This is a genomic window from Mycolicibacterium komossense (assembly GCF_025822605.1).
Classification (GTDB): Bacteria; Actinomycetota; Actinomycetes; order Mycobacteriales; family Mycobacteriaceae; genus Mycobacterium; species Mycobacterium komossense.
Genome location: NZ_JACKTY010000012.1, coordinates 283084 through 306877, shown reverse-complemented (window position 1 = coordinate 306877; position 23794 = coordinate 283084). Strand labels below are relative to the sequence as shown.

Annotated in this window: 23 protein-coding genes; 9 read left to right on the top strand and 14 right to left on the bottom strand. The window is 67.0% G+C overall.

Annotated elements, in window-relative coordinates; genetic code table 11:
• Positions 1-159 precede the first annotated feature (159 nt).
• The 4 genes from H7J73_RS03415 (at position 160) to H7J73_RS03400 (ending at position 4376) form a co-directional block, all read left to right on the top strand.
• The gene (locus H7J73_RS03415; RefSeq protein ID WP_264065825.1) at positions 160-795 is read left to right on the top strand and encodes a GNAT family N-acetyltransferase; all 636 of its coding nucleotides are present in this window, start codon (positions 160-162) and stop codon (positions 793-795) included.
• A 123-nt stretch (positions 796-918) separates the two neighbouring features.
• Complete coding sequence (locus tag H7J73_RS03410) at positions 919-1566, top strand: DUF3153 domain-containing protein (RefSeq protein WP_264066008.1); 648 nt, start codon at positions 919-921, stop codon at positions 1564-1566.
• Positions 1567-1681: 115 nt separating this feature from the next.
• Positions 1682-2767, top strand: coding sequence for a bifunctional (2E,6E)-farnesyl/geranyl diphosphate synthase (gene idsA2, locus H7J73_RS03405; protein ID WP_264066007.1), 1086 nt, complete (start codon positions 1682-1684; stop codon positions 2765-2767).
• A gap of 55 nt (positions 2768-2822) precedes the next feature.
• Positions 2823-4376, top strand: coding sequence for an alpha-(1->6)-mannopyranosyltransferase A (locus tag H7J73_RS03400; protein WP_264065824.1), 1554 nt, complete (start codon positions 2823-2825; stop codon positions 4374-4376).
• On the opposite strand, the gene H7J73_RS03395 is transcribed toward H7J73_RS03400, so the two are convergent.
• A complete protein-coding gene (locus H7J73_RS03395) occupies positions 4345-4749 on the bottom strand; it encodes an Rv2175c family DNA-binding protein (RefSeq protein ID WP_264065823.1) in 405 nt (134 codons plus the stop codon). The genes H7J73_RS03400 and H7J73_RS03395 overlap by 32 nt on opposite strands.
• A gap of 64 nt (positions 4750-4813) precedes the next feature.
• Between H7J73_RS03395 and H7J73_RS03390 the strand changes: the two genes are divergently transcribed.
• A complete protein-coding gene (locus tag H7J73_RS03390; protein ID WP_435405413.1) occupies positions 4814-6052 on the top strand; it encodes a protein kinase domain-containing protein in 1239 nt (412 codons plus the stop codon).
• Between the two features lie 129 nt (positions 6053-6181).
• Positions 6182-7312, top strand: coding sequence for a sensor domain-containing diguanylate cyclase (locus tag H7J73_RS03385; protein ID WP_264065821.1), 1131 nt, complete (start codon positions 6182-6184; stop codon positions 7310-7312).
• 16 nt (positions 7313-7328) lie between these two features.
• Here the strand turns inward: H7J73_RS03385 and H7J73_RS03380 are convergent, their stop codons facing one another.
• From H7J73_RS03380 to H7J73_RS03370, 3 genes are all read right to left on the bottom strand, one after another.
• Positions 7329-8729, bottom strand: a complete 1401-nt coding sequence (locus H7J73_RS03380; RefSeq protein ID WP_264065820.1) for a class II 3-deoxy-7-phosphoheptulonate synthase — start codon at positions 8727-8729, stop codon at positions 7329-7331.
• Positions 8730-8830: 101 nt separating this feature from the next.
• Positions 8831-9340, bottom strand: a complete 510-nt coding sequence (locus H7J73_RS03375; RefSeq protein ID WP_264065819.1) for a polyadenylate-specific 3'-exoribonuclease AS — start codon at positions 9338-9340, stop codon at positions 8831-8833.
• Positions 9341-9351: 11 nt separating this feature from the next.
• Positions 9352-10185 carry a hypothetical protein gene (locus H7J73_RS03370; protein ID WP_264066006.1) on the bottom strand — a complete coding sequence of 278 codons (834 nt, stop codon included), beginning with the start codon at positions 10183-10185 and terminating at the stop codon, positions 9352-9354.
• A 153-nt stretch (positions 10186-10338) separates the two neighbouring features.
• Between H7J73_RS03370 and H7J73_RS03365 the strand changes: the two genes are divergently transcribed.
• On the top strand, positions 10339-11694 hold the full coding sequence (locus H7J73_RS03365; RefSeq protein ID WP_264065818.1) for a glycosyltransferase 87 family protein: 1356 nt from the start codon (positions 10339-10341) through the stop codon (positions 11692-11694).
• On the opposite strand, the gene H7J73_RS03360 is transcribed toward H7J73_RS03365, so the two are convergent.
• The 5 genes from H7J73_RS03360 to H7J73_RS03340 form a co-directional block, all read right to left on the bottom strand.
• Positions 11612-12352 (bottom strand): lysophospholipid acyltransferase family protein, encoded by a 741-nt coding sequence (locus H7J73_RS03360; protein WP_264065817.1) that lies wholly within the window; start codon positions 12350-12352, stop codon positions 11612-11614. The two genes, H7J73_RS03365 and H7J73_RS03360, sit on opposite strands and share 83 nt — an antisense overlap.
• A 97-nt stretch (positions 12353-12449) precedes the next feature.
• A complete protein-coding gene (locus H7J73_RS03355) occupies positions 12450-12869 on the bottom strand; it encodes a hypothetical protein (protein ID WP_264065816.1) in 420 nt (139 codons plus the stop codon).
• A complete protein-coding gene (locus H7J73_RS03350; protein ID WP_264066005.1) occupies positions 12866-14128 on the bottom strand; it encodes an ArsA family ATPase in 1263 nt (420 codons plus the stop codon). Before H7J73_RS03350 ends, H7J73_RS03355 begins: the two co-directional genes overlap by 4 nt.
• Positions 14125-14559, bottom strand: a complete 435-nt coding sequence (locus tag H7J73_RS03345; protein WP_264065815.1) for an SRPBCC family protein — start codon at positions 14557-14559, stop codon at positions 14125-14127. The genes H7J73_RS03350 and H7J73_RS03345 overlap by 4 nt, the downstream gene beginning before the upstream one ends.
• A 103-nt stretch (positions 14560-14662) precedes the next feature.
• On the bottom strand, positions 14663-15052 hold the full coding sequence (locus H7J73_RS03340) for a polyketide cyclase / dehydrase and lipid transport (RefSeq protein ID WP_264065814.1): 390 nt from the start codon (positions 15050-15052) through the stop codon (positions 14663-14665).
• 162 nt (positions 15053-15214) lie between these two features.
• On the opposite strand from H7J73_RS03340, the gene H7J73_RS03335 reads away from it, so the two are divergent.
• Positions 15215-17020: an AMP-dependent synthetase/ligase gene (locus H7J73_RS03335; RefSeq protein ID WP_264065813.1), complete on the top strand. Its 1806-nt coding sequence runs from the start codon at positions 15215-15217 to the stop codon at positions 17018-17020.
• Positions 17021-17025: 5 nt separating this feature from the next.
• Here H7J73_RS03335 and H7J73_RS03330 read toward each other — a convergent pair whose 3' ends face one another.
• From H7J73_RS03330 to H7J73_RS03315, 4 genes are all read right to left on the bottom strand, one after another.
• Positions 17026-18156: a glycosyltransferase family 4 protein gene (locus H7J73_RS03330; protein WP_264065812.1), complete on the bottom strand. Its 1131-nt coding sequence runs from the start codon at positions 18154-18156 to the stop codon at positions 17026-17028.
• A gap of 11 nt (positions 18157-18167) precedes the next feature.
• Positions 18168-18989 carry a hypothetical protein gene (locus H7J73_RS03325; RefSeq protein WP_264066004.1) on the bottom strand — a complete coding sequence of 274 codons (822 nt, stop codon included), beginning with the start codon at positions 18987-18989 and terminating at the stop codon, positions 18168-18170.
• 34 nt (positions 18990-19023) lie between these two features.
• Entirely contained in the window at positions 19024-20220 is a 1197-nt protein-coding gene (ripC, locus tag H7J73_RS03320; protein WP_435405412.1) for a peptidoglycan hydrolase RipC, read from the bottom strand.
• Positions 20221-20377: 157 nt separating this feature from the next.
• Complete coding sequence (locus H7J73_RS03315; protein ID WP_264065810.1) at positions 20378-20611, bottom strand: hypothetical protein; 234 nt, start codon at positions 20609-20611, stop codon at positions 20378-20380.
• A 220-nt stretch (positions 20612-20831) separates the two neighbouring features.
• Here H7J73_RS03315 and H7J73_RS03310 point away from each other — a divergent pair, with 220 nt between their 5' ends.
• A complete protein-coding gene (locus H7J73_RS03310) occupies positions 20832-22667 on the top strand; it encodes a DEDD exonuclease domain-containing protein (RefSeq protein WP_264065809.1) in 1836 nt (611 codons plus the stop codon).
• On the opposite strand, the gene trpD is transcribed toward H7J73_RS03310, so the two are convergent.
• Complete coding sequence (gene trpD / locus H7J73_RS03305; RefSeq protein WP_264065808.1) at positions 22651-23748, bottom strand: anthranilate phosphoribosyltransferase; 1098 nt, start codon at positions 23746-23748, stop codon at positions 22651-22653. The genes H7J73_RS03310 and trpD overlap by 17 nt on opposite strands.
• Positions 23749-23794: the final 46 nt, after the last annotated feature.

The following is a 23794-nucleotide window of genomic DNA, read 5'->3' as shown; positions in this document are numbered from 1 at the left end:
TACCACCTAGTTCGACTGTCGATTGTATGACGCGGGCAGCGGATGGGATGCACGGACCCGCTACCGAACATAATGGCTAGGGACGGACCTCGGCCCAAGTCGGGCGACAGCCAGACCGCAGTCACATCACACGCGAGCTATCACGGAGGGCACCTGCCGTTGACGATGTACCTCATCGATCTGTCGCCGCAGGACATGGCACGTCGCCTCCGCGATGCGTTGAGTGTGTACGTGGATGCGATGCGCTATCCCCGCGGCACCGAAGAGCAGCGCGCATCCATGTGGTTGGAGCACAGCCGTCGCAACGGCTGGAAAGCGGTGGCCGCCGTCTGCGTGGACGATCCGAGCGAACCGCACGGGGCGGGCCCGGCTGATCTCGACTCCGGCACCGATATCGCCGACGCACCCCTGCTCGGGGTCGCCTACGGCTACTGCGGCGCACCCGATCAGTGGTGGCAGCAACAGGTCATCCACGGCCTGCGCCGCGGCGGGATGCTGCCCGCCGAGATCGACCGACTGATGTCGAGCTACTTCGAGCTCACGGAACTGCACATCCATCCACGCGCGCAGGGTCAGGGACTGGGTGAGGCCCTGGCCCGCCGGCTGCTCAGCGACCGCACCGAGGCCAACGTGCTGCTCTCGACACCGGAAATCAACGGCGAGGCCAACCGGGCTTGGCGGCTCTACCGCAGACTCGGATTCGCCGACGTCATCCGGGATTACCACTTCGCCGGCGACCCGCGTTCGTTCGCAATCCTCGGCCGCGGACTGCCGCTGGAGCACTCCGCCGAGTGATCGCCGTCCGAAACCGACTCAGTGTGCGCAATCCCACTCCTGGTCTGGCACGATGACGACGTGTTCGCCCCCGCCCGGAGCAAAGACCGCCGACGCCGCCGCACCCGCCTGCTGGCGCTCACGATGCTGTTGCTCGTCGTCGCTCCGCTCGCCGTCGGCTGTGTCCGTATCCGGACGTCGCTGACCGTCTCCCCCGACGACCAGGTCTCGGGCCAGATCATCGCCGCCGCGAAACCGCGTGACGGGCAGGACAAAGGCCCGCAGCTCTCCAGCGATGTGCCGTTCGCCCAGAAGGTCGCGGTCTCCGATTACAGCCAGGACGGCTACGTCGGGTCCGAGGCCGTCTTCTCCAACCTGACCTTCGCCGAGCTGCCGCAGCTGGCGAACATGAACCGGGAAGCAGCCGGCGTCGACCTCTCCCTGCGCCGGGCCGGTGACCTGGTGATTCTGGAAGGCCGGGTGGATCTGACCTCCCTCACCGACAGTGACGCCGACGTCTCCCTGACCGTGTCCTTCCCCGGGGAAATCACCTCCACCAATGGCGATCGGATCGACTCCGACGTGGTGCAGTGGACCCTCAAGCCGGGCATCGTGAACACGATGAGCGCGCAGGCGCGCGTCACCGACCCGAGCACCCGGTCATTCACCGGCGGTGCGCTGGTGCTGGGCATCGCAGCACTACTGGTCGCCGGGGTGATCTGCTCCCTCGCCTGGGTCGCCAGGGATCGTTCACCGCGCTTCGCCGGTCCCGGAGACGACAGCCGCGCCTGACTGAGCACCTCGGACACGACACCCGCTGGTGGCCTGGGTCACGCAGAACGCCTCCGACGCTCTAGTCTGGATGCACTTGGGGGGCCAAGGGGATGCTAGAGAAAGGGGCGCCGCGCTGAGCGTCGAAGCAGCGGCACCGTCAGCCACCGAACTGGCCGGCGCCGTCACCGACCAACTGCGGGGTTACCTGCGTGGCCGCCGCAGCGCTGCCTCCTACATCGGCCCGGAATACGACGGTCTGATCGCAGTCCTCGAGGATTTTGTGCTCCGCGGCGGCAAACGGCTCCGGCCGGCATTCGCCTACTGGGGCTATCGGGCGGTGTCCGAGGAGCCCGTCGGCGACGAGACGCTGAAGTTGTTCTCGGCGCTGGAGCTTCTACAGGCCTGCGCGCTGGTGCACGACGATGTCATCGACGATTCCGCGACACGCCGCGGGTGGCCGACCGCCCACGTCCATTTCGCGGAACTGCACCGCAGTCACAACTGGCGCGGCTCATCGGCACAGTTCGGCATGTCGGCCGCCATCCTTCTCGGCGACCTGTCGCTGTGCTGGGCCGACGACATCGTCGCGACGGCCGAACTCGGCGCCGATGCGCACCGCCGTGTCCAGCGGGTCTGGGCCGACATCCGCACCGAAGTCCTCGGCGGTCAGTACCTGGATATCGTCGCCGAGGCCAGCGGCGCGGAGTCGATCGCCATGGCGATGACCGTGAACACGTACAAGACGGCGTCCTACACCGTGACCAGACCACTGCAGCTCGGTGCGGCCGCAGCTGCCGACCGGCCCGACGTGCAGTCGATCTTCTTCGAAATGGGCAAGGATCTGGGGATCGCCTTCCAGCTGCGCGACGACGTCCTGGGCGTCTTCGGCGATCCCGCCGTCACGGGCAAACCGTCTGGCGACGATCTGCGCTCCGGGAAGCGCACTGTGCTGCTGGCCGAAGCCGTTGAACGGGCCGAGAAGTCGGATCCAGTAGCGGCCAAGCTGTTACGGACGTCCATCGGCACCGAGCTGACCGATGCTCACGTGCGTGAACTGTGCCTGGTAATCGAATCGGTCGGCGCGCTGGCCGCCGTCGAGGAGCGCATCGAATTGCTGACCCGTCGCGCCCTGGAGATGCTGCACGCCGCCCCGATCAACGTGCAGGCGAAAGTGGGCCTCGGCGAGCTCGCCAGATTGGCCGCAAACCGGTCCGCCTGAGGCACCGCACCCCAGGCCACCGAAGACGAACCTCGAAGACAACAATGTGACGTCAATGTCCAGTACTCCGACCCCCACGCGCAGCGGCGCACTCCCCCGGCACTTGTCGCGCCTGCGGGAATTCAGCACTGCCGAAGAAGCCCGGCCGGCGCTGCTCGGCTGCCTCGGCGCGATCCTGATCACCGCGGGCGGCCTTGGTGCCGGCAGCACCCGTTTGCACGATCCCGTGCTCGAATCGCTGCATCTGTCCTGGCTGCGGTTCGGCCATGGCCTGGTGGTCTCGTCGGTGCTGCTGTGGGGCGGGGTCGCGCTGATGCTGTTCGCCTGGCTGTGGCTGGGCCGGCGAGTGGTCGACGGCCGTGACGTCTCCGAGTACACGATGCTCGCCACCACCGGGTTTTGGCTGCTGCCCCTGCTGTTGAGCGTCCCAGTATTCAGTCGCGACACCTATTCGTACCTGGCCCAGGGCGCCCTGCTGCGCGACGGCCTCGACCCCTACCTGGTCGGACCGATCGAGAATCCGAACGATCTGCTGGACAACGTGAGCCCGATCTGGACGACGACGACCGCGCCCTACGGGCCGGCGTTCATCCTGGTCGCCAAGTTCGTCACCATATTGGTCGGCGACAACGTGATCGCCGGCACGATGGTGCTGCGGCTGTGCATGCTGCCCGGCCTGGCGTTATTGATCTGGGCGGCGCCGCGCATCGCGCGTCATGTCGGTGGCCGCGCCGCTCCGGCGTTGTGGATCTGCGTGCTCAACCCGCTGGTGATCATCCACCTGATGGGTGGAGTCCACAACGAGATGCTGATGGTCGGCTTGATGATGGCCGGTATCGCGCTGACATTCGCCCGCCGCCCCATCCCGGGGGTGGCGCTGGTCGCCATCGCGGTGGCGGTGAAAGCCACTGCGGGCCTGGCGTTGCCGTTCCTGGTCTGGGTGTGGATGCGTGATCTTCGCGAGGGGCGCAGCCCGAAGAAGTCCGGGTACCGCCCGCTCGCCGCGTTCACGATCGCCACCGCGGCGTCGGTGGCGATCTTCGTCGCGGTGTTCGCCGTGCTGTCCTGGCTGGCCGGGGTCGGGCTGGGCTGGCTGACGGCGCTCGCCGGGTCGGTGAAGATCATCAACTGGCTGACGATCCCCACCGCGGTGGCCAACCTGACCAATGCCATCGGTGGGCTGTTTTTCCCGGTGAACTTCTACGCCGTACTCGAAGTGACCCGCATCGTCGGCATCGGCATCATCGCAGTGTCCCTGCCGGTGCTGTGGTGGCGCTATCGGCACGACGACCGTGAAGCGCTGATGGGCATCGGGTGGGCGATGCTCGTCGTCTGTCTGTTCGTGCCCGCGGCGCTGCCCTGGTACTACACCTGGCCGCTCGCCGTGATCTCCGGCCTGGCGCAGTCCCGAGCGTCGATAGCCGCGATAGCCGGCTTCTCCACCTGGATCATGGTCATCTTCAAACCCGATGGGTCACACGGCATGTACTCGTGGATCCACGTCGGCTTGGCGACCGCCCTGGCGACCGCGGCCTGGTACTCGCTGTACCGAACCAACCCCGCGCGAGCGGGCGAAACTAGTACGCCATCGCCTGCGCTCGACGGATGATCTCCCTGGCCTGATGCGCGTGCAGAGCGTCGACCGGCCGCGCGTTCTCGATCACATCCTTGGAGCCGTCGACGGTGACCGTCAACGTCGGGTCGGGGGTGAAGAGCCAGCGCAGGATCTCGTCGTCCCGGTAACCACCGTCGCGCAGCACAGACAGCAGCCCGCCCAGCGACTTGACCACCGTCCCATTCGCGGTGAAGAAATTCTGGGGCACCAGGATCACGCCGCCGCGGCGCACGGCGATCAGATGTCCGTCGCGCAGCTGCTGATGGACTTTGGTGACCACCAGTCCCAACAGCTCGGCGACTTTGGGCAGGTCGTAGACGGGCTCGTCGGGCGGAAGGACGTCTTCGACTACAGGAATGCCACTCACGTGGCCAAGTCTAAAGCCAAGTTCACAGGCCGGCGTTTGTCCTGGCGTTTCTTGTCACCCCAGAATGGCCCCCTACGATGGCCCGGTGACCGGACCGCTGCCCACCGACCCTCTTGAGGGGACCGTGTTGGACGGCCGATACCTGGTCGAGGCGAGGATCGCCACCGGTGGGATGTCGACCGTCTACCGCGGGACCGACAATCGGCTGGACCGCCCGGTGGCGTTGAAGGTGATGGATTCCCGTTATGCGGGCGACCAGCAGTTCCTCAGCCGATTCCAGCTGGAGGCCAGGGCGGTGGCCCGGCTCAAGGACCCGGGTCTGGTGGCCATCTACGACCAGGGCCCGGGAGATCAACGGGGTGGCCTGCCCTATCTGGTCATGGAACTCGTCGACGGGGGCACCCTGCGGGAGCTGCTTCGCGAGCGCGGACCGATGCCGCCGCACGCCGCCGCCGCGGTCCTGCGACCGGTGCTCGGCGGCCTTGCCGTCGCACACCGAGCCGGGCTGGTACACCGCGACGTCAAACCGGAGAACGTGCTGATCTCCGATGAGGGTGAGGTCAAGCTCGCCGACTTCGGCCTGGTGCGCGCTGTCGCCGAGGCGGGGATCACCTCGACCAGCGTCATCCTCGGCACCGCTGCGTACCTGTCGCCGGAACAGGTCAGCAGCGGCAACGCCGGCCCCCGCAGCGACGTCTACTCCGTCGGCATCCTGGCCTACGAGCTGCTCACCGGCGTGACACCGTTCACCGGTGACAACGCGCTGACCGTGGCGTACCAGCGGATGGACAACGACGTCGCGGCACCTAGCAGCGTGATCGACGGTGTTCCAATGCAATTCGACGAGCTGGTGCTGCGGGCGACGGCGCGCGACCCGGCCGACCGGTACGCCGACGCGCGTGAGATGAAAGCCGACTTGGACGCGATCGCCGCCGAGCTGAACCTGCCCGCCTTCCGGGTGCCCGCGCCGCGTAACTCCGCGCAGCACACCTCGGCGAAGCTGTACCACAGCCGTGATGGGGGCAGCCGCGTAGGCGAGGCCGAGCCGGTCCGTAACCCGACGCGGCAGTTCACCCGAGACGACTGGCCCGAACCTGCGACGGCACCGGTGCTTGGTGGCGACGAAAGCTACTCCCCCGCTGGGCAATTCGCAGGGATCGAGATCAGCGAGTTCGCCTACGCCCGGGCCCGTGGCCGCCGGATGATGCTGTTCTGGCTTGCGATCGTGCTGATCGTGACGGGCGCAGTGGCCGCCGCGGCATGGACCGTGGGTAGCAACCTCAGCGCGCTCCTGTCCAGTTAGACGGTTACCGGAGACGGCCTGGACGTCTATTCTTGGGGCTGCCTTCCAGACGCATGCAAAATCTGCTGCGCGTCGAAGGCTCTTTATTGACTCGGAGCGGCAGTTGTCACCGTGCACAGAGACATGGCCATGCCCACGTCGTTGAGAACGTTCGCTGTGTTCGGCAACCAAGTCCGCTCGTGGTGGGGTGAACCCGTCGACTACCCCGCACAGGTCCAGTACTTCTCCAGGCGGACCATGTCCGTTGCGATCAAGATGTTGATCGGCCTTGGCACTGGATTCAATGCGGTGGTGTCGCTGCTGGTCCTGCTGCCTTCGGCGCACAGCACCGCATCACGCGTCGCCGTGGCGTTGTTCGCCGTGCTCCAGTTCTTCTGGTCGTGGATGTGGTGTTGTCGACCGTGGCCGTCTCGGCGGATATCGCTGACGTTCGTCATCTCCGCCGACATCGGGATAGCTGCCGTGGCAGTGCTGGACGCCAGTTGGCTGCTCGGCCTGTTCGGGTTCAACGCGTTCGCGATGATCTCGGTGTATCTGATGTTCTTCGACGGCCCGAAAGTCCTTGCCAGACATGCGCTGTGGATACTGCTGTCGACGACGGCCTTCGCCGTCCAGTTCGGCGCACACGCGCATATCGGTGTCGTCGACTTCGCTGCGCGGACGCTCGCGTCGGTGGCGCTGGTCGTCGCGATGCCGTTGGGCACCCACTTCGGGATCTGGGTGCTGCGCAACGACGCCAACGACTCGATCACCGATCCACTGACCGGCATCCTCAACCGGCGCGGCCTGTATCTGCATGTCGGAAACCTGTTGCGCGACAAACCTTCAGCCGCGACCGACCTGACGGTGATGGTCGTCGACCTGGACCGCTTCAAAGATGTCAACGACACCCACGGCCACACGATCGGCGACCAGGTGCTGATCCGCAGCGCTGCACAGATCACCTCTGCCGTCGGGCGCAGCGCTTTGGTGGCCCGGATCGGCGGCGAGGAGTTCGTCGTGGTCGACCTCGTCGCACCTGGTGAGGCCGAGCGCAACGCCGACCGCGTCAGGCGTGCGATCGCCGGTCCGGCCGAACCGGCGATCACGGCAAGCATCGGGGTCACCAGCATCCCCCTTGCCCACATCGCGACTGCCGACGTCGACCCCGTTTCGTTACTGGACGACATCGTCGAGCGGGCAGACGGCGCGATGTTCGATGCCAAACGTATCGGCGGCGACGCCACCATCCACACCCCCGGCGTCGACGAGAGTCGCTGACCAGGTTTGGGCCCAACTAGTCGCGCAGCATCTCCGCTACCAGGAAGGCCAGCTCCAGACTCTGCTGGGTGTTCAGGCGCGGATCGCAGGCCGTCTCGTAGCGGCCGGCCAGGTCGCTGTCCGAAATATCCTGTGCCCCACCAAGACACTCGGTGACGTTCTCACCGGTGATCTCCACGTGGATGCCGCCGGGATGGGTGCCCAGCGCGTGGTGCACCTCGAAGAAGCCCTGCACCTCGTCGACGATGCGGTCGAAGTGCCGCGTCTTGTAGCCGGTGGACGACTCATGGGTGTTGCCGTGCATCGGGTCGCACTGCCAGATCACCTGATGGCCGGTCGCCTGGACCTTCTCGACGATCGGGGGCAACAGATCGCGAACCTTGTTGTTACCAAGCCGGGTAACGATGGTCAGGCGGCCGGGCACGTTGTGCGGGTCGAGCCGCTCGACGTATTCGACGGCCAGCTCCGGCGTCATCGTCGGGCCGATCTTCACTCCGATCGGATTCGAGATGACCTCGGCGAAGGCGATATGCGCACCGTCGAGTTGGCGAGTGCGCTCGCCGATCCAGACGTAGTGCGCCGACAGGTCGTAGAGCTTCTGGATCTTTCCGCCATCCGGACCTTCAACTTCGTGCATCCGCAGCATCGCCCGCTCGTAGTCGAGCACCAAAGCCTCATGGCTGGCGTAGATTTCGGCGGTCTGCAGATTGGGATCGGTGACCCCGCAGGCATTCATGAAACGCAGGCCGCGGTCGATCTCACCGGCGAGCGCCTCGTAGCGCGCACCCGCTGGCGAACTTCGGACGAACTCGCGGTTCCATTCGTGCACCTTCTCCAGCGAGGCCAGCCCGCCGGAGGTCAGTGCGCGCACCAGGTTCATCGCGGCGCTGGCATTGGCATAGGCGCGCACCAGCCGCGACGGATCATGTTCCCGCACGGTGGCATCCGGCGCGAAACCGTTGATCATGTCGCCACGGTAGGACCGCAGTCCGAGCGCGTCGATATCCGACGACCGGGGCTTGGCGTACTGCCCGGCGATCCGCGCCAGCTTGATCACCGGCATGCTGGAGCCGTAGGTCAGCACGACCGCCATCTGCAGCAGGGTCCGGATGTTGGCCCTGATGTGTGGCTCGGTGTTGTCCGCAAACGTCTCGGCGCAATCGCCGCCCTGTAGCAAAAACGCCTCACCACGCGCGACCTGCGCGAGCAGCCCCTGCAGGCGCTCGATCTCAGACGGCACGGTGACCGGCGGAACACTTTCCAGGACGGTGCGCATCGCCTTCGCCTGATCGGCATCCCAGGTGGGCTGCTGGGCGGCCGGCTTCGCCAGCGCGGTGTCCAGGCGTTGCCGCAGGTCATCGGCCAGCGGCGGCAGTGACGGCAGCTGTTCGATGGGTACGTCGACGGTCCAGTTCACCCGTCCATGGTAACCGGGCCGCTATCGCGCTTTAACCAGCTCAGGGCCCGCACTCTGGGCCCAGCCTCTCTCCCCGGGCTCGTCCCTCGCCCGCCTCGGAGCTAGGCCCGCTCCCAGCTCTGGTAACCGTGCTCCAGCTCCCGCATGATCTGGTAACGCCGCAGGTTGTGCTGCGCGTCGACCAGCGCGTCGTGGGTGTCGCGCGGCCGTGGCGGCATCCGCGGGCAGCCACGGTCCTCCCAAAACTGCCTGAGCTCGCGGGTGAACCGCGGAATCTGCGGCGGCAGGCTGGTCATCGGCCCCCACAGCTGGCACAGGACGACATGGTCGTAGGCCGCCACCCACGCCCACAGCTCGATCGGCTCGTCCCCGTCGATCCCGAAGAACTCTTCGAGATCCTCCCGAATCCGGCGTCGCGAACGCCACAACTGCGATGACGGCGGGGGCAGCTTGGGCAGCACATTGGTGCGGACCCAGTTCCCGGCCTGCTCGGCGGGAAATTCGGTGGACACCGCGTAGTACTCACGGCCGTCTTCGGCGGCGACGCCGATCGAGATCAGCTCGATCGTGCGCCCATTGTCGATGAACTCGGTGTCATAGAAGTAGCGCACGGCTGATCACCTTATCCAGCCGCCTGTACCGCGGGTTCGGGTTCCGGCGGCGTATTGACCGGCGGTGGCGCGGCATGAATCTCGCGGTCCAGCTCGGCCTCGACCGCCTCGTCGTCCGGGAACCGCGGCATGCCGGCGATCGCACCCTGCAGCCACAGATTGGCCTGCACGAACGGTCGGCGCAGATACCGCTCCCGTTCCAGCGCGCGATGCATCTTCTTCGGCCGGGTGGTGTAGCGCCAGCGGGCCCACGGTGCGTGCGGCCGTGACAACCGAATCGCGCCGATGATCAGCAGCGGGCCGATGAACATGCCGACCAGGCCGGTCCACACCTTGCCCTTGAGCAGCACGATCACCGCCATCCCCAGCGTGAACGCGGCGCTGCCGACAACCAGCGCACGCGACAGGAGCGAATCGTCGTCGCGCCAGATGGTGATATCGAAGAATGACAGCGGATTGAACCCCAGGATCAGCAGACCCGCCACCGCGACGGCGGCGAACACTGCGTCGACCGAGGTCCGACCGTCCTCTGACCAGTACACGTCCTGCAGATGCAGGATCAACGCGAATTCGTCAAGCACCAGCGCGGAACCGATTCCGAAAAAGATTGCGGCCGCCGTGAATTCGGGTACCCCTCCGTCAACGGCGAGGGTCACCATGGTCAATCCCGAAACCATGACCAGGATCACACCGATCACCACGTGGTGGATGTGTGTCGTCCCGTGCCCGATATTGCGCGGTTGCCACCACTTTTTGGGGGCATCGCTATCGGCATGCGCCCGGATGTACCGCACGATCGTCCGCGTCACGAAAAACGTCAGGAGAAAAGCGATCAGGCACCACATCAGCGGCACCCGTCCCGGCGGTATCGCCAGGTCGAAGTTGAAATCGGTATCCCACTCGTCCTCCACGGGCAAAAGATACCTCCACCTGGGCGGAGAATTCCCGCCGGTGGGATTCACCGCCGGTGGCGCCGACACCGATAGTCTGTTCGGGTCATGAGTAATCGGCGGTGGCCCGGCGCGGGCAGTTGGCTCGGGCGCAACTGGCGGCGCGTGGCATGGCGTGCCTTCCAGGCGGCGTCAGTGCTGGTGTTCATCTACGCCGCGTGGCAGGTACTCGGCCACCTCCCGTACCGCATCGACATCGAGGTCTACCGGATGGGCGGGCAGGCCTGGCTCGGCGGCCAGTCGCTGTACGCCGGTGACGCCACCTTCCTCACCACCATCGGTTTGGGATTGCCGTTCACCTATCCCCCCTTGTCGGCGATCGTGTTCAGCCCGTTCGCCTGGATGTCCTTCGACGCAGCCAGTGTCGCGATCACCTGCACGACGCTGGTACTTCTAGTGGTCTCGACCGTATTGGTGCTGAACCGACTCGATGTGTGGGGCCCATCCCAGGCATGGATCGGCGTCACCTCCGAACCGGCCTGGCTGCGACGCTCCTGGCTGGCGCTGGCGATCGTGGGCACCGCCATGATCTATCTCGAGCCGATCCAGGCGAACTTCGACTTCGGCCAGATCAACGTCGTCCTGATGACGCTGGTGATCGCCGACTGTGTGCCACGCCGTACCCCGTGGCCCCGCGGAATCCTGGTCGGCCTGGCCATCGCGCTCAAACTGACCCCCGCGGTGTTCCTGCTGTATTTCCTGCTGCGCCGCGACACCCGCGCCGCGGTCACCGCGTTCGTGTCCTTCATCGTCGCGTCCCTGATCGGCGCGGTACTGGCATGGCGCGATTCCGTGGAGTACTGGTCGACCACCATCCGCCATACCGACCGGATCGGCAGTGCCGCGCTGAACACCAATCAGAACATCGCCGGCGCGCTGGCCCGGATCGAACTCGGTGAAACAACACAGTTCGCGTTGTGGACCGTCGCGTGCTTCGCGGCGCTGGGGCTGACGGTGTGGGCGGCCCGACGGGTGCTCAAATCGGCCGACGAGGCATCGATCGACGACGCCGAACCACTCGCGCTGGTCTGCATCGCCCTCTTCGGACTGGTGGTCTCGCCGGTGTCGTGGTCCCACCACTGGGTCTGGGTGCTACCGACACTCGTCATCGTCGCGGTGCTGGCCTACCGCCGGCGCAACGCGGCACTGGCCGTCGTCGGCGTGATGGGGGTGGCGCTGTTGGTGTGGACGCCGCTCGACCTGATGCCCAAACACCACGAGGCCGACGCCTCGTGGTGGCGCCAGTTGGCCGGCGGTTCCTACGTGTGGTGGGCGCTGGCGCTGATCGCGGTGGCCGGGCTGACGGCCACGTCGCGGCGGGTCAACCCGCCGCCGACTCCGGAATCCGAGCGGCAGGCTGCTGCGCCGCAGCAGGATTCGCCTCAGCCGCTGCATCGTTTTTGAGGCTCGCGGCGTACAAGTCGACGTACTCCTGGCCCGAGAGCTGCATCAGCTCGTAGATCACCTCGTCGATGACGGCCCGTTCGATGAAGCGGTTTCCGGCCAGCCCCTCGAAGCGGGAGAAGTCCATCGGCTTACCGAACCGGACCGTCACCTGGCCGAATCGCCACATCTTGCTGCCCGGCGGGTTGACGACGTCCGTGCCGATCATCGCCACCGGGATCACGGGAACACCGCTCTCCAGCGCGAGGCGCGCCAGGCCGGTCTTGCCCTTGTAGAGCCGGCCATCCGGCGAGCGGGTGCCTTCGGGATACATCCCGAGCAACTTGCCCTGGTCCAGGATGCGCGCAGCGGTGGTCAGCGCACTCTGCGCGGAATCGGCGTCGGTGCGGTCGATCGGCACCTGCCCGGCCACGGTGTAGAACCACCGCTGGAACCAGCCCTTGAGGCCGGTGCCGGTGAAGTACTCGGCCTTGGCCAGGAACGTGATCCGCCGGCGCACAGTCAGAGGGAGATAGAAGCTGTCTGCGACGGCGAGATGGTTGCTGGCCAAGATGGCCGCGCCGTTGGACGGAACGTGCTCTAAGCCTTCAACTTTCGGCCGGCCAAGTAGGGTCAACAGCGGTCCCATGAACACATACTTGAACAGCCAATACCACATGGACCCTCCCGCTCCGGGACGCACCAGACAGTGCTCTGCGACAACTTTACCCACCGGGTGTGGATGCGACCACAGCGCGACTCTCGCCGCTCCCGGACTACTCCTCGACGATGATGGTGATCGGCTGGTAGCGCCCTGTCGTCGGCCGCACCTCGGGGGGCTCCTGGTCCGGCGGCCCGTCCGGGTGGGCGCCGTCGGGCGGCTCGGGTGCGGGCGCAGGGGGCGGCGTGGGCATGGCGGAACCATCGACCATCATGCGGATCACAGTCAGCAACGCGACGCTGTGCTCACCGATCATGGTGAGTAGCGGATGCTCCTCCCCCGTCACCAGCGCCGCCAAGGCGCATACCGGACACCAGAGGACTTGGCACCGGCCGGGGTCGCCCGCGGACCGGGCGGCGGCCATCGCTGCCGCGCCGCGCACCGCGGGGTCGATCCGGTCCAGGATGGCCTGCGCCAGCTGCCGCAACTCCGGGCCCAGGTCGTCATGACCCGTGGGTGAGCCAGAGTCATTCACGCCGGCCACACCTCCGGATTCGGTCGAAAACGTACGGTCAGCTCACTGCCCTTGAGCTGCGCGTCGAGCACCACGCACCGACGCAGAACGGACGCCAGCCGAACGCGACGGCGCATCCCTCCCACACCGATGATCAAGTCGTCGTCGACGCGGCCCAGAGTCAGCGAGCCGGAATCGACCTGGGGCAACTGTAGCTGCATCCGGTACACCGATTCCAAACCCGACCCGGACTCCAGATCGACTACCGGCCGCAGCGGTCCAGGGGGCGCCGACCCGTCTCGGCGGATGACGTTGTCGAGCAGCTGGTGCAGGGCTTTGGCCCCGATCGGCTCGCACGCCAGGTGCGGAGCCAGCACCAACTCGACGTCACCGATGATCGCACCCAGTTCGTCGAGCACCGTGCGCTGCTCGGCGATGCGTTCGGAATACCAGTCGAATGCCGGATGATCAGGCAGGTTCCGGTACTCGTAAGAATCGTCTTGGATCAGCACCTGATTGACGATCAGCTGGCCAACGCTGACCCCCATCAGTGCTAGCGCGCCCAAGGTGCGGACCGCTTCGGCGGCCACCACCCGCTCGGCGGTCAGCACCAGATGCGCGCTGACCGCGGTGCCGTCGGCCAGCAGAGTGGACAGCTGCTCCACCCCCGCACTGATGCGCTCCAACAGATCCACCACGGCCGACGACGTCGGATCCGATCCCGAGCTCAGGCGCCGGTGCCGCGGCCAGGCCCGCTCCAGGTAAAGCCCGAAGGTGGCGGGCAGCGTGAGCATCCGCAGGGCGTCGGCGGTCGACGCGCAATCCACCACGATGTGATCCCACTGTCCTGAGGCGGCCAATTCGCCCACCTCGTGCAGGCCCAGTACCTCCTGAATCCCTGGGACAGCCGAGAGTTCTTCTGGCGCAACGTCTCCCAGTTCGGACTGCGGGAACCGTTCGCCCAGCGGGCGGGCGATCTCGCGCCAGCGGCTCTCCAGCAGCACCAGGGTGTCCAGTGCGAGCGCGTCGAGGAATCCGCCGGGGTCCATCTCGGCGAGCACCCGCACCGGGGTCCGTTCGCCGGTCGGCGGTACCGGCACGCCGAACACGTCGCCGAGCGAATGGGCTTGATCGGTGGAAATGGCCAGCACGCGTTGACCCGCGCGGGCTTCGCGGACGGCGGTGGCCGCGGCCAGCGTCGACTTGCCGACCCCGCCTTTGCCGACGAAAAGGCTGATCCGGGCCCGGCCGGCAGTGTCGGCCTCGCTGGATTCCGTCAGCCCTCGACTCGTTTCTTCAGGTCTTTCAGCGCCGAGTCGGTCAGCCGCCGCTCAGCCTTGCGCTTCAGCAGTCCGATCATCGGGATCATCAGATCGACCGACAACTCGTATGTGACGTCGGTGCCAGATCCCTTGGGCGACAAGCGATATGCACCGTCCACCGCCTTCAGCAACGAACTGGACACCAGCGACCACTGCACCGAGGCGCGATCAGCCGGCCACTCGTAAGCGAGCACCATGGTGTCCTTGAGTACGGCGGCGTCGAGCACCAGCCGGGCGGTTTTGGGGAGGCCGGCACCGTCGGTCTCCAGGACCTCGGTCTCCTGGTACTCCTTGACCCACTCCGGATACGAGCCGATGTCGGCGATGACGTCCATCACCGTGTCGGGATCGGCATCGATGTAGATGGTTTGCGCGGTTTTATGTGCCACCTGGTCGTTGTCCTACCTGTCCGAGCCGAATTCGCGGAGCCCATCAGACTCATAAGTATCCAAGTTGAAACGCTACCCTCCCCCGAAGTTCACCACCGGAGTATCAGGGCTGCGGCGCCACCCCGACGGGACGCGAGCGCTCGAGCTCGAGTTTGACCTCGAAAGCCATCCGTTTACCCGCCACCCTGCGGTTGTGATTCATCTTCACCAGATTCATCCTGGCCAACTCCCAGGCCGCCGCGCCGGACGGCTCGGCGTGCAGGAAATAGTGCAGGATGACGCCGTCGAGCATGGGCTCGAGCCACACCTCCATGGTGCCGGTCAACGCACCTGTGACGGTCCAGCGGATACCCGCCTCGCCGCGCTGTTCTACGACCTGCAGGTGCAGGTCCGGCCACCAGCGGCGCCAGCGGGTCGGCTCGGAGATGACCGCACCCACCGTCACGCCATCCATCGCGACGAAGGTCTCGTCGGCCACCTGGATGCTGTTCATCGGCATAGCTTCACACATCGGTGCCCCGGCCCCGGACCCCACTCCAACAGTGAAGCCGCTCACATTGCGCACATTGTGCCGACTAGGCTGGACACACAGCTACCCAGGCGTATGAGTAGCGAGCGTTTGGGTAGCCTTCGCCGCCCTGGAAAGGTCTGACAATTGCGTGAGTTGAATGTTCCCGCATCGTTTCCAGTGGGCAAGAACGACACCATCGTCGCCGCCGTCTTCGAACACGAGCGCGACGATCCCGATTACGTCATCTATCAGCGCCTGAGCGACGGCGCATGGACCGACGTCACAGCCAAGCAGGCGGCGGCGCAGATCCGTTCCGCAGCCCTTGGACTGATCGCCGAGGGCGTGCAAGCCGGTGACCGGGTGGCCATTCTGAGCGCCACCCGCTACGAGTGGGCCATCCTCGATTTCGCGATTCTCTCGGTCGGCGCCCTGACCGTACCGATCTACGAGACCAGCTCGGCCGAGCAGGTCCGCTGGGTGCTGCAGGACTCCGGCGCGGTACTGCTGTTCGCCGAGACCGACGCGCACGCCACCCTGGTCGCCGAACTCGTCGGCGACCTACCTGATCTGCGCCGCGTCTTCCATATCGACGGCTCAGGCCCGAAGGCACTCGACCAGCTCACCGAATCAGGTGCCTCGGTGGATCCGGCGGAGTACCAGCAGCGCGTCGATGCGCTGCGCGCTGACGACCCCGCCACGCTGATCTACACCTCGGGTACCACCGGACGGCCCAAGGGCTGCCAGCTCACCCACTCGAACTTGATCTACGAGACCCGCGGCGCCAAAGCATCCTGCCCGACTTTGCTGCAGAAAGGTGAGCGGCTGCTGGTCTTCCTGCCGCTGGCACATGTGCTGGCGCGAGCCATCACGATCGCTGCCTTCCAGAACAAGGTGACCGTCGGATTCACCAGCGACATCAAGAATCTGGTACCGATGTTCTCGGTCTTCAAACCGACGCTGGTGGTATCCGTTCCGCGTGTCTTCGAGAAGGTCTACAACACCGCCGAGCAGAATGCGGCCAACGACGGCAAGGGCAAGATCTTCGCCGTGGCCGCGAAGACCGCGGTGGAATGGAGTGAGGCGCAGGACAACAGGTTCGGGCCGTCGCCGCTGCTGCGCGTCAAACACGCGGTCTTCGACAAGCTGGTGTACGGCAAGTTGCGGGCTGCCCTCGGAGGCGACTGCCACGCGTCGATCTCGGGCGGCGCACCACTGGGTGCCCGGTTGTGCCACTTCTACCGTGGCGTCGGGCTCAACATCTACGAGGGCTACGGGCTGACCGAGACCAGCGCGGCCATCACCGTCAACCGGGTCGGCGATATGAAGGTCGGCACTGTCGGAAAGCTGTTGCCCGGCAACAGCATGCGGATCGCCGAAGACGGCGAGCTGCTGGTGCAGGGCGGGGTGGTGTTCGACGGGTACTGGCACAACGAGCAGGCGACCAACGACGCCATCTCCGACGGCTGGTTCCACACCGGCGACCTCGGCGACGTCGACAAGGACGGTTTCCTGAAGATCGTCGGGCGCAAAAAAGAACTCATCGTGACCGCGGGCGGCAAGAACGTCGCCCCCGCGGTGCTCGAAGACCAGCTGCGGTCGCATCCGCTGATCAGCCAGGCGATGGTGGTGGGCGACAACCAGCCGTTCATCGGGGCGCTGATCACCATCGACCCGGAAGCGTTCGTGGGCTGGAAGCAGCGCAACGGTAAAGCCGCGGGCGCCACGGTCGGCGAACTGGCCAATGACCCGGACCTCAAGGCCGAGGTCGATGTCGCCGTCAAACAGGCCAACCTCGTTGTCTCGCATGCCGAGTCGATCCGCAAGTTCCGGATCCTGCCCGTCGACTTCACCGAGGAGACCGGCGAGCTGACCCCGACGCTGAAGGTCAAACGCAAGGTCGTCGCCGAGAAGTTCGCCGACGACATCGACGCCATCTATCAGAAGGACTGAGACCACTAACCCAGCAGGTCGGACAGTCGGCCCGCCATCGTGTCCCAGCGCCACTGCGATGTAACCCAGTCGCGTCCATTGGCGCCGAGCCGCGCGGCTCGATCGGGGTCGGCCAGCAGTTCGCCGACGGCGTCGGTTATCTCGTGGAGCGCCTTGCCATCGACAACGCGACCGGTGCGGTGATCCTGCACAGTTTCGGGAGCGCCACCGGAATCGCCCGCCACGACGGGCACGCCGCTGGCCGAAGCCTCCAGGAAGACGATCCCGAGGCCCTCGACGTCCAGGCCGGCGCCGCGCGTGCGGCACGGCATCGCGAAAACGTCGCCCATCGCATGGTGGGCCGGTAGTTCGGCGGCCGGCACTCCCCCGGTGAACACCACATCGCCGGTCACATCGTGCTGGCCGGCCAGCGTGCGCAACGTGTCCAGATATGGGCCGCCGCCGACGATCACCAGCGCGGCGCCGGGCACCCGCCGGCGGATCTCGGGCAGTGCCCGGATCAGCATGTCCTGGCCCTTCCTCGGTACCAGGCGCGAAAGGCAGACCACGGTCGGCCGCTCGCCCAGACCGTAGCGGCGGCGCAGCTCGGCCCGCGCGGCCGGGTCGGGACGGAACCGGTCGGTGTCGACGCCCGGCGGCAGGTGCTCGAGGGCGGCGTCGGGGCCGAAGGCGGAGGCGAATCGGCCGCGAGTGTAGCGGCTGACGAAGGTGACGACGTCGGTGCCGTCTCCGATGCGGCGCAGCGCCGATCGGGCCACCGGCAGCATCGACCAGCCCACTTCGTGACCATGGGTGCTGGCCAGCACGCGGGTGGCACCGGCCTGCCGGGCCCGCGGGCCGAGCAGCGCCAACGGGGCGGCCGCGCCGAACCAGACCGTCTGGATGGCCCGGCTCTCGATGAGCCTGCGCATGCGGGAGTCGACGGACGGTTCGGGCAGCATCAGGCTGGTCGGGTGCCGCACCACGTCGAAGGACACCTGTTCGTCGTAAGCCTGGCAGTCCTTCCACCGCGGCGCGTACACAGTCAGCTCGTGGCTGCCCATCGCCGCGAGCCGGGTGACGAATTCCTCCAGATACGACTGGATTCCGCCCTTACGGGGGGGAAAGTCGTTGGTGACAAGCAGGACCCGGGGCATCGGGTGTCAGGCTACCGGCTGAACCATGCGCGCCAGCGAGCCAGCACATCGTCAGGGCCCGCGCCCAGGGTTTCCCGCAGCGCCATCGGCACATCGATATGGCCTGGCCCGCACACCCGCTGATACAGCTCTCGCAGCGCGGGCACGCCGTATTCGTCGGCGACGAAGCGGGCGAACAACCAGGCCCGGTCATAGGCCAGCGACAGTGCTGGGCCGTCGGCGGCGAAATCGGCATCCGACGGCAGCGCAGTGGGTACCTCCGCATCCTTGGGCACCCCGGTGGCGGGGCGACCGACGTAGTCGGCGACTCCCTCGGTCAGCCAGCGGGGCGCGTCGAGCGCCGTGTCGGCTCGGCTCGCATAGTGGAAAAGCTCGTGCCCCAAGACGATTCGCAGTGCAGCGTCGCTCATCTGGCTGGCGCCTGGGGCCAATACGATGCGCTGACCGGTGGCCACGCCATGCGACGGGTCCACGTAATCCGCGACGGCGACTGCGGCGATGTCGGCGCCGGCGGCGGTACCCCGACCGGCCTGCGCGGCGAACTCGGCATCGCTCCCGGCGGCGACGACGAGGATTTCATGCGACCAATCGGTGCCCCAGAACGCCTCCACCGAGGTGACCGCCGCACCGATATTCGCTCCCACCCGGGCCAGCAGCGCATCGGTGCGGGGACCGCCGAGACTGATCATGGTGATCGTGCGATCGTCACCGACCACCAGCGGTGCCGGCGAGTGCGCGGCCGACGACGCAGTGGGGGCGGAACCGTCAGGCGGTGTGCTCAGCAGACGAACACCAACGAGCAGACCGATGGCAACCAGGATCACTGCCAGCAGTACCGGCCAGCGACTGCGTCCGCGCTGGGGACCGTCAGTAGCGACGGGCGTTGTAGAACGGGCCGGCGCCGTCAATCGGCACCACCTTGACCGGCTGTCCGAAGGTCGACGCGTGCACCACCATGCCGTCGCCGACGTAGATGCCGGTGTGCGAGGCGTCCGAGTAGAAGTTGATCACGTCACCGGGCTGCAGATCATCCCTCGATACCGGCTGTCCACCTGCTGCCAGCGCCTGGCTGGAGTGCGGTAACGAGATACCGGCCTGTTGGAAGGACCACATCACCAGACCCGAGCAGTCGAAAGCGCTCGGACCACCGGCACCCCAGGAGTACGGGGAGCCGACACGGGTCAGGGCTGCCTGGACGGCGATGGCACCTTCGCCACCACCAGGGGCGGGAACCGCACCCTCGGGCGGTGCGAGATCGCCGGGGGGAACCCCGTCAGGAGCGGGCGGCGCACCTTCGGGAGGCAACGGGGCATCAGGCGGAAGTGCATCCGGCGGCAGGCCGGGCATCGGGCCCGCAGCCAGTACGTCGGGACCGGGGGGCAACGCGTCCGGCGGCGGTGGGGGCGCAGGAGCGGCCAGGGCAACGCGCTGGGCCGGCGTCAGCGCCATGTACTGAGATTTGACGACGGCGATCTGTAACTGAAGCTTGCTCTGCTTGGACTGCAGATCGGCCCGGACGGCGGCGGCCTGCTCGGCGGCGGTCTTGGCGGCGTCGGCGGACGCGGCCGACGCGGCTTCGGCCGTTACTGCTTCGGCACTGAGCTTCTTGTAGTTGGCCATCTGCGCGGACATCTCGGTGGCCATCACCCGTTGGACGGCCAACTTGTCGATCAGTCCCTGTGGCGACTCAGCGGTCAGCATCGCGTTGAGTCCGTCGGTCCGGCCACCCATGTACATGGCGGCGGCAAACTTATCCACACCGGTCTGAAAGGTTGCCAACTGCGCCTTGGTGGCATCGACGGCGGCAAGGTCGTCGTTATGTTTGCGCTCTGCAGCCGCCTGGGCCTCCAGCTTGTTGTTCAGGTCAAGCTGCGCACTGTGCATGGCCTCTGTGGTCTGCTCGGCCTGCCGCGACAATTCATTCAGCTTTGCCAACGCGTCATCGGCAGGATCGGCCTGCACACCCGAGGCCAGCATGCTGGCGAGCAGGATGAGCACGGCTATCAATCCGAAAACGGGTCGTTTAACACCGCGTTTGATCCGGTCTTCGCCGTCCAACCTCAAGATTGCTTGTCCTTAAACTGCCTTCGACGTGCCGCTGATGCGTCGCCGTCGAACCGCCTTAGGTCTCAGATAGGTTACGAAACGGCATCGGCGTTGTCCAACAAGAGACGCAAACTTAACAGCTTTCGCCAGCTGTTGCCCAGGCCGAACCCGACTCTCAGGCAACTCCCGGTTTCCGCTCACGGTGGATCGGCACCAACCGGAGCCTCGGCGCCATTCCCGCGTCAGCAAGTACCTCCAGCGCTGCCCGCTCGTCCGCCAGCAACGTATCAGGAATACCTAGTAATACGCTGACCACGCAATCGCGGCATCCTGGACCGCGCACCGCACAGTCGTCACAGTCGATGATCACCGGCTCACCGTTATCGTCCGGACGGCCCCTCTGTCCCATGTCCTACCTCTTTCTGTGTGTTTCGGTCCGTCTGGATTTCCCCTGTTCGCACGCTAAACCCGGCCACCGACAAATCGGCGTGGCGTCCACCCACTGGGATCGCGGCCGGCCAGTGCCGGGCAAGTTGACCCGAATTGTCGAGATTTCGCCAAAACCGCGGTCCGCGGTACCGGCTGCGCCTGGCGAAATTTGTCTCAGGCAGGGCTTAACGTCGGCAGCCGTGGAGGGCACCGGCAGCGCGCAGCTGAGCTTCGCCGATGTGGATGCGTTGAGTTTTCAATCGACAGCCGATGTGTCCCTGCGCGACGTCACTTTCGTCGTCGTCGATCTGGAGACCACCGGCGGCCGCGCCAGCCCAAAGGAAACGGGCGGCGCGTCTGACGCCATCACGGAGATCGGCGCGGTCAAAGTGCGCGGTGGTGTGGTGCTCGGCGAATTCGCGACCCTGGTCGATCCCGGCCGGGCCATCCCGCCGCAGGTCGTGCAGCTCACCGGCATCACCACCGCCATGGTCCGCGACGCCCCGACGATCGCCTCGGTGCTGCCGATGTTCCTGGAATTCGCTCGCGGCTCGGTCCTGGTGGCGCACAACGCCGGCTTCGACATAGGTTTCCTCAAGTCCGCCGCGGCGCAATGCGACCTGGTGTGGCCGCAGCCGCCGGTGTTGTGCACGGTCCGGCTGGCCCGCCGCGTACTCACCCGCGAGGAAGCGCCCAGCGTGCGGCTGGCGGAGCTGGCGCGGATCTTCCACGCATCCTGCACACCCACCCACCGCGCGCTCGACGATGCCAAGGCGACCGTCGATGTCCTGCACGCGCTGATCGAGCGCGTCGGCAACCAGGGCATCAGCACCTACACCGAGCTGCGGTCGTACCTGCCGAACGTCACACCGGTCCAGCGCCGCAAGCGGGTGTTCGCCACCGGACTGCCCCAGCAGCCCGGGGTCTACCTGTTTCGCGGGCCCGGCGGCGAGGTGCTCTACATCGGGACGGCCGTCGACCTGCGCCGCCGCGTCGGCCAGTACTTCAACGGTGCCGATCCGCGCGGCCGGATGCGCGAGATGGTCGCGCTGAGCACCGGCGTCGACCATGTGGTGTGCGCCCACGCGTTGGAGGCCGGCGTCCGGGAACTGCGACTGCTGGCCGCGCACGCTCCGCCGTACAACCGCCGCTCCCGGTTCCCCCACCGATGGTGGTGGGTGGCGCTGTCCGAGGAGGCGTTCCCCCGATTCGTGGTGGTCCGGGCACCCCGGCACGATCGATGTATCGGCCCGTTCAGCGCCCGAGCCGACGCCGCCGAGACGGCCGCGCTGCTGGCCCGGTTCACCGGCCTGCGCACCTGCACCAACCGCCTCGGCGCCGCGGCGCGGCACGGGCCGTCCTGTCCCGAGCGGGAAGTGTCGCCATGCCCGGGCGCCCGTGGCCTCACCGCGTCCGACTACGCCGGCATCGCGCAGCGCGCCGCCGACGTCATCGCCGGGCGCGACCGCGAAGACGAGACGCTGACAGCGGCGATGGCACAGATCTCCGCACTCGCCGAGCGCGGCCATTTCGAGAGCGCCGCTCGATTGCGTGATCACACCGCCGCTGCGGTCGACGCGTTGTGGCGCGGCCAGCGACTGCAGGCCCTGGTCGAGGTCGGCGAGTTGGTGGCCGCCCAGCCGGACGGCGGCGGCGGCTGGCATTTCGCGGTCATCCGGCGCGGACAGCTGGCCGCCGCAGGCACCGCACGGCGCGGCGTGCCCCCGATGCCGGTCGTCGACGCCATCTGTGCAGGCGCGCAGACGATCTTGACCGAACCGGCACCCCTGGGCGGCGCACTGGTCGAGGAGACCGGCCTGATCGCCCGGTGGCTGGCCGTGCCGGGCACCCGGATCGTCCGCACCTCCGTGGGGTGGGCGTCACCGACACACGCCGCCGGACGATGGGCGGCTTGGTCGGCGACGGCCAGATCAGCGCGGGCGGCCGCCGAGCAGCTCACGCCAGAACGCGGCGCCGGCTACGACGAGTTGGTCGGCCCCAGCCGGCGCAGTGCGGCCATCAGAGCTTCTGGCTGAGCTGAGCCCACCGGGACAGCAGCTGGCGGGCCGCCCCGGAGTCGATGGCCTCGGCTGCGCGGGCCAGACCGGACTCCCAGGAGGGCAACCATTCGGCACTACTGGTCAATCCGGCGTGGGCGACCATCGCGCCGGCGGCGTTGAGGATCACCGCGTCACGCACCGGTCCGGCTGCGCCGCCGAATACCGAACGCGCTTCGGCGGCATTGCTTTCCGCGTCCCCACCAAGCAGCTCAGAGAGCTGAGCGCGGGCGAAACCGAACCCGGCCGGGTCGAAGGTCAACCGGTCGATGGTGCCGGCCTGCACCCGCCAGATCGTCGATGTCGTCGTGGTGGTCAGCTCGTCGAGCCCGTCGTCGCCGTGTACCACCAACACACTGGACCGCCGGGCGGCGAACACTCCGGCCATCACCTCGGCGAGGTCAGCGAACGCGCAGCCGATCAGCCCGGCCCGCGGCGACGCCGGATTGGTCAGTGGTCCGAGCAGGTTGAACACCGTCGGGACCCCGATCTCCCGACGCGCCACCCCCGCATGCCGAAGCGACGGGTGGAACTGTGGCGCGAACGCGAACCCGATACCGACCTCTGCCACACACCGCGCCACTGCGTCAGGGCCCAGATCGATGCGCACTCCGAGCGCCTCGAGCGTGTCCGCGCCACCGGAGAGCGACGACGCCGCCCGGTTTCCGTGTTTGACCACCGGCACGCCGCTGGCGGCGACCACGATGGCGGCCATCGTGGAGAGGTTCACCGTGTTGGCCCCGTCGCCGCCGGTACCGACGATGTCGACCGTATCGGTGCCGATCTTGTCCGTCGGCACCCGGCGGGCATGCTTCAGCATGGCGTCGGCCAGCTCGCTGACCTCGGCCGGAGTCGGACGCTTCATCTTCATTGCGACACCGAACGCGGCGATCTGGGCGGGAGTGGCTGTGCCAGTCATGATCTGGTCCATCGACCACCCCGCCTCGCCCGGTGCCAGCGGCTGACGATCGGTCAGCCGGCCGAGGATCCGTGGCCATGTGGGGGTTGGAGAAGACTCGCTCACCGGCCGATATTCCCACGTCGCGTGCGGGGTCCCCAAAACGGGACGGCGACACTTCTTACCAATTGCCTCCCCGGGTGGAGTT